Annotated in this window: 9 protein-coding genes; all 9 read right to left on the bottom strand. The window is 38.1% G+C overall.

Annotated elements, in window-relative coordinates; all coding sequences use genetic code 11:
• Positions 1 to 207 precede the first annotated feature (207 nt).
• Positions 208 to 540 (bottom strand): hypothetical protein, encoded by a 333-nt coding sequence (locus OZP11_RS23615; protein WP_281232940.1) that lies wholly within the window; start codon positions 538 to 540, stop codon positions 208 to 210.
• A 73-nt stretch (positions 541 to 613) separates the two neighbouring features.
• A complete protein-coding gene (locus OZP11_RS23610) occupies positions 614 to 1,177 on the bottom strand; it encodes a hypothetical protein (RefSeq protein WP_281232939.1) in 564 nt (187 codons plus the stop codon).
• Positions 1,167 to 1,667, bottom strand: coding sequence for a PH domain-containing protein (locus tag OZP11_RS23605; protein ID WP_281232938.1), 501 nt, complete (start codon positions 1,665 to 1,667; stop codon positions 1,167 to 1,169). The genes OZP11_RS23610 and OZP11_RS23605 overlap by 11 nt, the downstream gene beginning before the upstream one ends.
• Before the next feature lie 169 nt (positions 1,668 to 1,836).
• A complete protein-coding gene (locus OZP11_RS23600; RefSeq protein ID WP_281232937.1) occupies positions 1,837 to 3,768 on the bottom strand; it encodes a glycoside hydrolase family 43 protein in 1,932 nt (643 codons plus the stop codon).
• Positions 3,768 to 5,138: a glycoside hydrolase family 27 protein gene (locus OZP11_RS23595; protein ID WP_281232936.1), complete on the bottom strand. Its 1,371-nt coding sequence runs from the start codon at positions 5,136 to 5,138 to the stop codon at positions 3,768 to 3,770. The genes OZP11_RS23600 and OZP11_RS23595 overlap by 1 nt, the downstream gene beginning before the upstream one ends.
• Before the next feature lie 346 nt (positions 5,139 to 5,484).
• Entirely contained in the window at positions 5,485 to 7,908 is a 2,424-nt protein-coding gene (locus OZP11_RS23590; protein WP_281232935.1) for a glycoside hydrolase family 2 TIM barrel-domain containing protein, read from the bottom strand.
• Positions 7,909 to 7,982: 74 nt separating this feature from the next.
• Complete coding sequence (locus tag OZP11_RS23585) at positions 7,983 to 9,566, bottom strand: glycoside hydrolase (RefSeq protein WP_281232934.1); 1,584 nt, start codon at positions 9,564 to 9,566, stop codon at positions 7,983 to 7,985.
• A gap of 172 nt (positions 9,567 to 9,738) precedes the next feature.
• Positions 9,739 to 11,376 carry a glycoside hydrolase gene (locus tag OZP11_RS23580; RefSeq protein WP_281232933.1) on the bottom strand — a complete coding sequence of 546 codons (1,638 nt, stop codon included), beginning with the start codon at positions 11,374 to 11,376 and terminating at the stop codon, positions 9,739 to 9,741.
• Position 11,377: 1 nt separating this feature from the next.
• Entirely contained in the window at positions 11,378 to 12,979 is a 1,602-nt protein-coding gene (locus OZP11_RS23575) for a RagB/SusD family nutrient uptake outer membrane protein (protein ID WP_281232932.1), read from the bottom strand.
• Positions 12,980 to 12,989 lie beyond the last annotated feature (10 nt).

Below are 12,989 nucleotides of genomic sequence, written 5' to 3'. Positions count from 1 at the left end.
GAATATAACTATGAGTTGTAATTAAATCTTTTCATCAACTTTTACTTATACTTGATTTTAATGATTTATAACTTTTCTTATAGATTTTGTTAGCAAAATCTGTTTTGTAAAGCAAAAAAAACCGTTTCGTAAGGAAACGGTTTTTAGACATTTATTTGGTAAAAATCGTGTGCTGATTGTATAAAATCAAGAGACGCCTACTGCTGATTATTTTAAATAACGGATAATTTCAGGATGCATAATATGCTGATCATACCACAAAGAATCCTTACTCTTAATTTGAATATTATATAAGTAATTCATATCTGAAAAGTATTTTTCCGGGATAAAAATACTATCATCGCTTACTTTTAAATTTACTCCGTAATACAATAAGACAGAAATTATTTTTATAACTTCTTCTTTAGTAAAAGGTTGATTTTTTTCGATATAGCTGCTTTCATCGACATAAATTGGCTTTAATAAAACATAATCGTCTGTTTTTGTTTTACAGCAAAACAGCATAAAAGCCGTAATTAATCCACAACTGAATAATTTCATGTTTTTTGGAGTATTTGTTTTAAGATAGTACTTATCAGAATATTATAACTCTCATTTAATTTATGAATCGTCATTATCTTTTGGTTACAAGTTCTTTTCCGCCGCAATTGAAAACATAAATATCAAAGATTTTCCTTTTCTCGAGAAGCTGAACAATTCTGCGCTTTTGATCTTCAAATACACAGGAGTTCACAAGAATCAGCAGCATTTGTTTCTTCTCGTTATTAAAAGCTATAATCTTACCCGTAAAGTTATAAATATGATACTCTTTATACTCCAGCTTTTCAGAGAAATTATTGTAATTCCTAACTTTAAAATCCTGAATTCTTTTCTTAGCTTTCAAATAACTTTCCTCATCCGCAGATTCGTATTCTATAACACTTCCTGTTTTTCTTTTAATTACATGAATTTCAGATTGATCTAAAGTGTTATATGAAGCACATTTTTTAAAATCATTATGATCAAACAGCAGTTTATGAATATTGGATTTAGTTTCGTATTCTGATACAATTGGAAGTGTTTTGACATCAATAGCTTTATCGAACAAAAGTTTCTTGTAAAATGATTCCTGAGCGATTCCGATATTCCAGAGCAAAAATGACAGCGACAAAAAACCGTTCTTTAGTTTATACTTCATTATAAAGAGCTTTTTTCCAGGATTTAATCAAGTCGACTTCAAACATTAATTTTCGGCCTTCTTTTGTTTTAATGACAAATTCTCCTCCTTTATTAAAGAATGCCGGATAAAAATTAAATGAATCAAAATAACTCAGATTCCATCTGTACTCTTCTTGTTTATGGCTTCTGAATATTAATTCATTTTCTGTCAGACACAGTTTTCCCGAAACCAGATCATCATCTATTAAATGATTTGCTATTGCTTCAAGTTTAGTGTTAGCTGTATCTTCGGTATCAAAATTAATTTGTTCCAAAATTTTGTTTCTTTTTGTAAATCTGCTGTACATTAAACCATTAGCAATCATTCCAAATAAAGAGATAGGAACTGAAACTTTAAGCACACTTTTGGCTTCCATGCCTCCCGCAAAACCTATTAAATGACAAATCAGAAAATAGTAAATTCCATAGGCTATTCCGTTTCTGCCAATTTTTTTAAGCATATCAATCATGTATACAGGGCTTTTTAAAAGAAGTTAATTTGAAACGAATATCTCAAAAAATATCTTAAGAAAACATGACTGTTCTGAAAAATATTAACATAAGTCTTAATTAAATTATTCAAAACAAAAGACCGCTCTCAAAAAAGAAAAGCGGTCTTTTACTAGTGAACAAATTAAACTACTTAAGCGGTTGTATACCCTCATGTGTCGGGATTACTTGTTTTATGGTTCCGTCCGGATTGAATTCTAATTTATCGATGCAGACTTCGCGGTGAAATCCTCCGGCATCGCCCATTTTGATTCCGGTTGGATAAGAGAATCTATGATACGTAATATACCATTCGTCTTTGTTTGGAATTTGTAAAACCGAGTTGTGTCCGGTTGCATAGATACCCTGATCCGGTTTACCCTGAATCACGACATTATTTTCCGGAATTTCAAGCGGTCCCGTTGGTGAGTTTGAAATTCCGTATCGAACTTTATAATTTGGACTTCTGGTGTCGTCTTCGCTCCAGAAGAAATAATATTTTCCGTTTCTGTAAATTACATACGTTCCTTCTCGGAATGTATTATTTACGGCAATCACTTTTGTTGTTCCCGGTTTTAAGGAAACCATATCCGGATTTAATTCCGCGACACCCATGTACATATTTCCCCAGTACAAATAACTTTTACCTGTTTTTGGATCCGTAAACACGTCGGGGTCAATTTCCTGTCCGTCGTGTATGCCTTCCGGTCTTGTGGCTACGATTGCTTTGCCGCTGTCTTTAAAAGGTCCGGTTGGGTTGTCTGAAACAGCCACTCCTACTTTTTGCGCTGCAGTAAAATAATAAAAATATTTGTATTTCCCTTTTATCTTTTTCTCCACAATACAAGGTGCCCAGGCATTTCTGTTTCCCCAAGGCACATCTTTTTTAAGATCGATGATAATGCCTTCGTCTTTCCAGTCTGTAAGATTATCAGAAGAAAATGTCTTGAAATAATATCCTGACCAGCTGTCAAATCCGTCGCTTGTTGGGTAGATATAATATTTTTTGGTTTTGTTTGAATACAGAATTTCAGGATCGGCATAATACCCCTCTAAAACCGGATTATGGTTTACCTTTGGATATTTTGCAGGTGTGCCCCATTTGTCTGTAATTCTTTTAAGTTCAGATCGCGTTATAGGCAGAATGGTTCCATGACGCGGATTAAAATCCATTGAAATATCATTGTCTATCACGGTAAAATTCTCTAAATCTTTTGTTTTGGTAAATTGATATCTTCCTTTTGTATACACATCATACATGAGGATATATTCATCTGAATTATTTAGTTTAAAAACACTTGATCCTTCTACTCCGTCTTTTGTCTGCTGGAGGTAATTGTCGTTTTCTGTCCATTTCCCCGAAGTTAAATCGGTTGTAGTGGCTACTTTTATGCCTGCTTTTTCGGTTTCTGTTTTATAGAAAAGATGGTATACACCGTCTTTTTCGATAATATCACCGTCAATACAAGCCCGCTCTGATTTTGGAACAAACAATAATTTTGGAGCGCTTTCCAGAGCTGTAAAGTCTTTATTTGCGTAAGCGTAATAAATTTTATCCGGTCCTCCGGCGTACTGCAGACTAAAATATACTAAATATTTTCCTGCTTTGGCATCGTAGATTGTCTGAGGTGCCCAGACTCTTTTCAGGTTTTCATTTCCGGGAAATGTAGTCTGGATATTAACAATACTGCTTTTCCAGTTTACTAAATCGGTGCTTTTTAAGAGAATCATAGCGCGGTTGCTGTCCCAGCCTTTTGAAGAAGTCATATCTGTCAGAACCATGTAAAAGGTTTTGCCATCTTCTCCTCGTAAAATATGCGGGTCACGAACGCCTCCTGTAGAACTGATTGCTTTACTGTCCAGAACAGGTTTGTTTCCGTTAAGGCTGTAATAATGATACCCATCTGCACTAACGGCGTAATTTACGGCTTCTTCTTCGACTTTATTTCCTATAAAATAAACGAATAAATAAGCAGTGAGGTCTTTATCTGCAATAACAGGCGGCACTCCGCTGGTTTTCTGGGCTTGTACGGGATTAAAAAGCGTCAGCATTGCTGCCAGACAAAAAATTATTCTTTTCATTATTTTTTACTTTTTAATTGATACAAAACAGAACTGTGAGGTTTTAATTCTAATCCTATTTCTTTTGAAGTTACTTTTGATTTTTCGCCTGTCCACATATTTAAAACTTCTGCTGAACCTGAAATTCCAAGGTCTGAAAGATTTACAGATACGTTTTGCGAAGCATTATCTGAAATATTAAATAAAGCCAGATATGTACTGCCGTCTTTGGTATTTTTTGATGTTACGGCAATTTTTCCGTCTTTCTGGAAAAGCTGTTTTACATTTGTACTTTGGTTATGCATTTTTACAACTTCTTTGTTTGTCAGTAATGACAAAGTGAAGGCATCGTTGCTTGGTAAATCGCCGCCAAAAAATAATGGTGATTTGAAGATATTGAAAAAGGTAATCAGTGTGTATTGTTCGTCTTTTGTTAAACGTGTCATACGGTCTTCGCCTCTTTCTCCTCTAATCGAAATACGTCCCAGCGGAATCATATCACAATCCGGCCATGTTCCCGGTGCAATATGCGGATACCATTTTTGTGCTACATCCATTAAATGGGTAATATGAGGCCAGGTGTCCCAAACATCGTCTACCATACGCCACATATTGGCATGTGTGGTTACGTGAGGTGCAGCCGAAATTGGTGTTTCTCCAGGTGATGTGCTTAAAACGATTTTACGTCCGGATTTGTCAATCGCATTTCTGATCAGGTTGATTTCGCCTTCGTGATAGGGTCTTGATAAATCATCAATTTTAATAAAATCTACTCCCCATTGTGCGTATAATTCGAAGATTGAGTCATAATATTCCTGCGCTCCCGGTTTATCAGCCATAACGGTGTAGTTGTCTCTTAGCCACTCACATTGCAAAGCGGTTGAATAAATCTGGTCGGCTGTGATTCCGTTTGTACCTTTTATCGGCAGTTTATCTTCTACTGCTTTTTTAGGAATTCCACGCATGATGTGGATTCCAAATTTTAATCCTTTTTTATGAATGTAATCGGCTAAGGGTTTAAAACCTTGTCCGTCTTTTGCAGAAGGGAATCGATTAAGTGCCGGTAAATATCTTCCGTACTGATCGATCACGTAACGCGGATCTGTTTGGTTGTAACCGCCTGCTTTGTCGTTTTCAACAAACCATCGAATGTCGACTACGACATATTCCCAGCCAAATTTCTTCAGCTCTTTTGCCATATAATCGGCGTTGGCTTTTACCTCATGTTCTTCAACTGTTGGTCCGTAACAATCCCAGCTGTTCCAGCCCATTGGTGGTGTCTGAGCCCATTGTTTGAATTCTTCCTTTTGGAATGTCTTGGTCTGCGCGTTAGATGCGGCCGATAGAAAAAAGGCTCCTATCGCCATAGTAAGTAAGTTTGTAATTTTCATTGTCGTGGTTATGTGTAAGTTATACACTTTAAATATAATGAAAAAATTTAATCACATCGGTTTTTCATAAGCCGTTACCAATGGGATATTTTTTTATTCGTTTACAATTCCGCTCCTGCAGAGTGGCATGTATAGATATTAATGGCAATCAACAAAAAAATTCCAGCGGAGTGAAATATCATCAAAGCGTAATAATCAGATGTTCCGCCGGAACATTCTAACGATCGTCATTTTACCGATGAGATGTTCCGCTGGAACATTCTGCCGATTGTCAATTCTTTTTTTTCTACCGATAAGATGTTCCGCTGGAACATTTATTAATAAGATACCTATTTCGGGGTATTTTTTATTTCACATTAATGGTTACCTCAACCGGTTTTAACCATTGGCTTGTAAATTTAACTTTTATTGGTGCTGTTGAATCTCCATTTGCCTGGATGTACGCAGCAATATGTCCGTGGAATACTCTCTGTACATTGTCTGTATAATCAGTCATGTCGCTGTTGTTTCCGGCTTCAAGTCCTAATAGAGTCCCTGCTCCGGTAATCGTACATGTTACTTCGTTGTCTGAAAGCATTACCGGAAGTCCGTTCTGGTCTTTTACCTGAACCATGATTTTTGCTACTCCTTTGTCTTTGCTAATAGTGATATCTTTATCTGCAATGGTTAATTCAACTGGCTGCTGTGATGAAGTAATCGCGTAACGGCTCACTTCTTTATCGTTTTTATCTAAACCAACTGCTTCTAATTTTCCTGAAGCAAACGGAATATCCCAATACATAATTCCGGTTTTCTCATCGTATAATTTGGTTTCTCCAACTACTTTTCCGTTTAATTCCAAACGTGCTTTTGCAGCATTGGTATAACAAACCACACGGATTTTTTGTCCTGTTTCGTAATTCCAGACTGCCCATGCATCTTTTGAAACATCTTTGTCGTTTGTTAACGGATAGGTTCCTAAATACGCCATTGGCTTATCTGACCATAATGACTGACGGAAATATCCTCTTGGCTTGATAACACCTGCAAAATCAACTAATCCTGAATAGAATCCTCTTGAAGGCCATCTTCCTGATTCTCCTAAATAATCGATCCCTGTCCAAAGGAATTGTCCAAAAATATGTTTGTTGTTTTTAACCGCTAACCAAGGTTCCATATCATGTACATTTTCACTTCCGTAAATAACTCTTTTAGGATATTTTTCGTGGTCTGACTGGTATTTGCTTTCTGTATAATTGTATCCTGTAATATCTAATGCTCCCGGATATTCGGTTTCGTTAGACATGGCTACTCCTGCCAAACCTGCTGTAGTTGGGCGTGATTTGTCATATTTTTTAACGGCTGCTACCAGACGTTTGGCAATTGCTCCAAGACGCATAGCATCAGGCGCATCTTTTTTGTAACCTCCGTAAGCAGCTTGTCCGAATCCATTTTTTCCCTGGTCTAAAACCGGATGCGAATACGGATCGTTTGGATAATCTACTTCGTTACCAATACTCCATCCAAATACTGAAAGGTGGTTTCTGTCACGACGCACAAAATCTTCTAAATCTTTTTCTGCCCAGTCGGCAAAAATATCAAATGAACCTTCGAATCCCGGTGTTCCGTAATTCCATCCTTCTAACCATTTACGTTTTGGAAATTCCCATTCGTCATAGGCTTCGTTTAGAACCAATAATCCCAATTCGTCGCAAAGTTCGTAAAACTCCGGTGCCTGCGGGTTATGACTCGTACGGATGGCATTTACGCCGATTTCTTTCAGGGTTTTAAGTCTTGTTTTCCACACTTCTTTTGGAACTGCAGATCCTAAAACGCCGGCATCGTGGTGTAAGCAGACGCCTTTCATTTTCATCCATTTTCCGTTAAGGGCAAAACCGTTGTTCGGGTCGAATGTAAACGTTCTGAAACCGGTTTGAGTTACCGTTTTATCAATTTCTTTTCCGTCTTGTAAAACAGTGGTTTTAAGTTCGTATAAATTCGGGTTGTTCAAATCCCATAGTTGTGGATTTTTAACATTCATTTTTGTCGAAATTTTCCCGTTTTGACTCGCTGCAACATCTACTTTTGAAGTAGCTTTTGCTACTGATTTCCCGTCTTTTGAGAAAAGTTCATTTACAATTGTAAGGCTTGCTTTTGCTTTTGAACCGTTTTCAACTGCAACCTCAACATTTAAAGTTCCGTTTCCTTTGTTTACTTCCGGATAAGCATACACGCCCCATTGTCCAATATGAACCGGATTTGCGTATACCAACCACACATTTCTGTAAATTCCTGATCCGGTGTACCATCTTGAATCAGCACTTTGGCTGTGATCTACACGAACAGAGATGGTGTTTTCTCCGCCAAATTTTATAAAAGGTGTTGCATCATAAGCAAATGAAATATATCCGTTTGGACGTTTTCCTAATGACTGCCCGTTGATGAAAACTTCGCTTCTGTTGTAAACGCCTTCAAAATACAAATACACTTTTTCTCCGGATTTGTTCTGCGGAATAGTAATTGATTTTCTGTACCAGCCAATACCGCCGGGAAGAAATCCTGTACAGCTTGCCAGCGTTGGACTCAATTGTCCTTTTACGCTCCAGTCATGAGGTACATTTACCTGCTGCCATTTACTGTCGTCAAAGACATTGTTTTTGGCTTCGGGAGTTTCCTGAAGATTGAATTTCCAGTTGTCGTTTATTTTTTTTGAATCTCCAAACGATATCTGACTGAACGCCGATACACACGAGAAGAGTAATACGGGAATTAAAGTTTTCTTAGTTAGCATTTTTTAAGTTTATTTTTGTTTCAGGTTTCAAGTTTCAAGTTCGTTCAAACATGGAACCTGAAACTAATTAATTTTTATTGCAATTCTCCCACAAACGTTACTACCGACCTTGCAGGGATTTCCAGATTTCCATTTTTTTGAACTTCGGCTCTTTTTAGGTTTGATATATCAGAAGTTACGTAAGGTGTGAACTCGTTGTTTTTTAAAGTTCCCTTTGATAGATCAAATTTATATTTCTGAGCTGATTTTCCGCAGTTTACGGCTACAATAATCAGTTTTTTGTTTTGAACGTCTTTGTATGCAGTCAGCATAACATCGTTTGCTTTGTCAAGTTCGTTTTGGTCCGGAACCTCTACGCGCAGCATTCCCGGACGTACAAAAAGAGAATAATTACCAAAAGCCCAAAGCAGTTTTGAATCATGAAACTGTCCGTCGTTTTTTACGTAATCCGGTTCTGTACCGCCATTGCTTTTTCCGTCGTCCAGATATATTAAACCATCCTTGTAATCGACTCTTGTGATTGATGTCCACCACTGCCATGATGCGGCATTGGCAACTGCAATATCATTATGAATTAATCGGGCTACAAAAAGTGCCGTCTGCATTCCTAAATCCCTTCCTCCGCCGGAACCTCCCGGAATTTCAGCTTCTCCCGGATTTTCTAAAATGCAGTATTCCGACTGCCAGTATTTTAATCCCGGTTTTTGTTTTACTTCTGCCGCAATTAATTTTCGGCTTAAAACCTGTCTTTCAATAGGCCATGTTGTAAAATAACTGTGTCCGAGGATTACATTCTTTACATTCGAAAATTTAGTGACGTTGGTTTTATTTTTTCCAAAGAAATAATCAATTTGATTGTCACGGTTTTCGGCATTTACATTATCGTATAAATAATCGATTTGTGCGGCTTCTGCAATCACAATTTCGGTATTCATTTTTTTAGCTTTCAGTTGTTCCGAAAGTGCTTTAGTTACCTCGTATATTTCCTGATTGGTTGCCGGTGTTCCTTCCTGACTGTTGGTGTCGCCGTGTTTAGGCATCCATTCCCATTGTGGTTCATTAAGCGGACTTACGTAATCGAATTTTATTCCTTCTTTTTTCTCCAGTCCCTGAATACTTTGAACTAAGAAATCAGCAAATTTTGGAATTGCACCATCTTTTAGATTCAGTTTATTCTTTTGAGAGGCAAAAGACAATCCGTTGTTAGTCATGTGAACCGGAGGGCTGTTGGTGAAAATAAGGAATTTTTCGACACCGCGTTTTTTCGCAGCCTGTAAAAACCATCTTTGTCCTTCCTGTTTTGAAAAATCGTACGTTCCGTCAGCGTTTAAGAAACATTCGCTTCTTCTCCATTCGTCCGAAACTTTACTGTTTTCGCCTTGTTCTGTACTTCCTGCGCCAAGGTTAAATCTCCAGATCGAAAGTCCTATTCCTTTTGGATTTCCCTGTGCATCAATTTCTTTACTAAATAATAAATCGGCAATGGCATTTTTTTTCTGCTCAGGCCAATTTTTTCCCACAAACTGCGCTCTCCAGGCATCCGAGCCTCCAAAACCGTCCATGGTTTGTACAACATTATCTGTGCTGATAGTAACCGTTCGCTGTGCAAATGACAGCGAACTGATTACTAATAAAAGCGAGAGATATATTTTTCTCATTTATATTTTTGTTTTCTTATTATCACATTTCTTTATCGCTGAGTTTGTCATTCCGAGGAACGAGAAATCACATGCTTAACCACACAGTGACAGCAAATCATTGTAGATTCTATAGTGCGATTTCTCCTTACGTCGAAATGACAAAAAACTGCGAATAACATGCGTAAATATCTTATTTATAATTCCCTACATACGTCACAACTGACCTTGCCGGAATTTCGAAATTCGAAGCATCTACTGCTGTTCCTTTTTTCAGGCTTAACTTATCAGAAGTAATGTACGGCGTCAGTTTGTTATCTGCTACTGCACCTCCCGAAAGGTTTAATTTGTATTTTTTAGCTGATTTACTGATGTTTACCGCCACAATTACCAGTTTTTTACTGGCTGTATCTTTGTAAGCTGTCAGCATAACATCGGTTGCTGCTGCTGCATTATCCAACTCTGGAATCATTACTCTTACCATTCCCGGTTTTACGAAGAATGAAAAGTTTCCTAAAGCCCAAAGTGTTTTAGAATCTCTAATGTATCCGTCGTTTTTGCAATAATCTGCATTTCCTGCTCCGTTGCTTGCACCGTCGTCTACGTGAATTAAACCGTCTTTGTAATCACCACGGCTGATGGCTGTCCACCACTGCCATGAGGTAACGCCTCCAATAGAAATATCAGTACTAATAATACGGGCTGTCCAAAGGGCAAGTGACATTCCTAAATCCCTGCCTGCTCCTGCACCGCCAGGAAGTTCTGCTGTTCCCGGACTTTCAAGCACACAGTATTCAGATGACCAAAGGCTTACTCCACCTGTTGACTGAATTCTTGCTGCGGCGGCTTGTCTTGATGAAATCAGTTCGGTCAACGGCCATGCCTGCCAGTAGCTGTGTCCTGAAATGGTCTTTTTTACATTGCTTAAACCTGCAATATTTTTAGTTGAATTGCTTCCGAAGAAATAATCAATCTGGTTTGATCTGCTTTCTTTTCCTGAAACGGTTTTGTACAATGATTCGTAAGAACCTGCTTCTCCTACTACAATTTTTGCTTCCAGACCTTTTGCCTGTAATTTTGGCGAAAGAATATTTACAAAATTGTAAATATTAGCATTGGTTGCCGGAGAACCTTCCTGTCCTGAACCGTCCCATTCGTACTGCGGTTCGTTGAACGGACTTACATAATCGATTGTTAATCCGTGTTCTGTTTTTAATTTATCTAAAGATGTTGTCCAGAAATCAGCAAGATCCGGCATTTTTCCATCTTTTAAATTGTAAAATTCTTTGATCGAGGCATGTGCTTTTCCGTTTTGTGTTAAATAAACCGGAGCACTGTTTGCAAAAGCCAATAGTTTATCAACACCGCGTTCTTTTGCTGCTTTCATAAACCAAACCTGTCCGGCTTGTTTGCTCATATCGTACGAAACGCCATCAGTTGTAAAACATTCTGATCTTCTCCATTCGTCTGTAATATCACTTGCCTCACCTTGTTCTGCACTTCCGGCTCCAATGTTAAAACGCCATAATGATAATCCGATTCCTTTTGGGTTTCCATCCGCATCAAGTCCCTGACTGAACAATAAATCGGCTATTTTGTTTCTTTTATCCGATGGCCAGTTTTTACCAATAAAATTACACTGCCACGCATCCGAAGCTCCAAAGCTTTCCATAGTCTGAAGATTTGCGTCCAGATTTACATTCAGACTTGCCACTCCCGAAGCATCTGAATTTGAGTCTGAATTATCAGATTCACAGCTTACGAATAAAGTGTTTGCGAAAAGTAAGCCTGCACACAGCAGACTTACTTTAGTTGTATTTGCGAACTTCATCTTAGTAGTTCGGGTTTTGTTTGATTAAACCGCCGCTTAAGTCAATTTCTAACTGAGGAATCGGCCATAATAAGTGTTTAGTTGGATCAAAGTTGATTCCTTTATCCTGCGGTTCTCTCAAATTGGCTGTTTCATACGGATCTGAAGAATTCAGGTTGTACTGAACAAAAGTTCCGTTTGGTCCCATGATCGATTCGATTACCGGTCTTCCTGTTGACGGGTCTTTTTCGCGGCGGATATCGAATAAACGAAGTCCTTCAAAAGCCAGCTCCAAACGACGCTCTTTGTAGATTTGTCTTAACAGCGTTGGTCCTGATAATCCTGTTTTTGGATCTAGTTTTACACGTGCTCTGATGATGTTAATATCGGCTAAAGCATCTCCTCCTAAATGATAATTGGCTTCTGCTCTTGTTAAATACATTTCAGCCAGACGAATCAACGGAATGTTTAATGGCAGGCGGCCGTCTCTTTTTTCTAAAGAACGACGAGTTGCAATCGGGATGTAATATTTACGACAGATACGTCCTGATTTATTGTCGTTTAAACTGAATTTGTGAGTTGGGTTTAAGGTTTCGTCTCCGTACGCTGCTTCTCCCCATTTTGTAATGGTGCTTCTGCGGCGGATTTCGTCATTTTCAGAAAGGTAAGCGTTTTCTAAATCACTTGTCGGCATACACCATCCCCATCCGTCAAGAACATCCAGTGCATCGTTGCTTGGGAAATTCTTTTTGTCTTCTCCTCTTGCTCCTGCTAAAGTTGGCAGTGCCGATCCTAAATCTCTATCCTGAACAGATGAAGACTGTGCTTCTAAAATAGATTCAACTCCGTTATGGTTGTTTACGTTCCAGATATTTAAAAAATCAGATTCTAATGCGTAGGGTCCTTCTGTAATCACTTTATTAGAATATGTTTTTGCCTCAGCCCATTTTTCCTGAAACAGCGATACGCGAGCCAGTAAAGCATAGGCTGCCCATTTGTTAATTCTTCCGTCTCTTGCTGCCGGAATATTTTCCAGTTTTGCTGCTGCATCTTTAAGGTCGGCTTCAATTTGAGCATATACTGCTGCAGCCGGGCTTCTTTCTAATTTTAAATCAGATGTTCCTAATGAATTGGTATATAAAGGCACACCTCCGTAAAGGTTTACCAATTCATAATAACAGTAAGCACGAACAAAGAGAGATTCTCCCATGTACTGGTTTTTCTGTGTTTCAGATATTGGAGAAAGTGCCATTTTTTCTAAACCAATATTGGCTGACTGAATGGTATAATAATGTGCTGTGTACACGTTATTCATATCTCCCATATTATCCGGCGTTGCCAGATATTGCGAACAAGGTCTGTGCGCACCGCTGTCCTGACCTGTATTTCCCATCCAGGCATCGTCTGTAGACATTTCGTTGGTTACTCTTGGTGCTACCAAAGTCCACCAGTCGCTTGGAATTAACAATCTGCGTGTCAGCTCGTTTGCATAATTTTCACATTCCTGCGCAGTTTGAAAGTAGTTCTCTAATGTTTGAGTTCCTCTTTCGTCTTTTTCAATAAAATCACTACAAGAAACTGATACTATCGAAAAAAGTATTATTGATGCTATTATTTTTTTCATGTCGTTTTTT

Source organism: Flavobacterium gelatinilyticum (assembly GCF_027111295.1).
In the GTDB taxonomy this organism is placed as follows: domain Bacteria; phylum Bacteroidota; class Bacteroidia; order Flavobacteriales; family Flavobacteriaceae; genus Flavobacterium; species Flavobacterium gelatinilyticum.
This window is presented reverse-complemented; position numbering and strand designations above follow the sequence as displayed.

Coding starts and splice junctions, on each gene's coding strand:
- OZP11_RS23590 (WP_281232935.1), bottom strand. CDS start 7,908: ATGCTAACTAAGAAAACTTTAATTCCCGTATTACTCTTCTCGTGTGTA.
- OZP11_RS23585 (WP_281232934.1), bottom strand. CDS start 9,566: ATGAGAAAAATATATCTCTCGCTTTTATTAGTAATCAGTTCGCTGTCA.
- OZP11_RS23615 (WP_281232940.1), bottom strand. CDS start 540: ATGAAATTATTCAGTTGTGGATTAATTACGGCTTTTATGCTGTTTTGC.
- OZP11_RS23595 (WP_281232936.1), bottom strand. CDS start 5,138: ATGAAAATTACAAACTTACTTACTATGGCGATAGGAGCCTTTTTTCTA.
- OZP11_RS23610 (WP_281232939.1), bottom strand. CDS start 1,177: ATGAAGTATAAACTAAAGAACGGTTTTTTGTCGCTGTCATTTTTGCTC.
- OZP11_RS23600 (WP_281232937.1), bottom strand. CDS start 3,768: ATGAAAAGAATAATTTTTTGTCTGGCAGCAATGCTGACGCTTTTTAAT.
- OZP11_RS23605 (WP_281232938.1), bottom strand. CDS start 1,667: ATGATTGATATGCTTAAAAAAATTGGCAGAAACGGAATAGCCTATGGA.
- OZP11_RS23580 (WP_281232933.1), bottom strand. CDS start 11,376: ATGAAGTTCGCAAATACAACTAAAGTAAGTCTGCTGTGTGCAGGCTTA.
- OZP11_RS23575 (WP_281232932.1), bottom strand. CDS start 12,979: ATGAAAAAAATAATAGCATCAATAATACTTTTTTCGATAGTATCAGTT.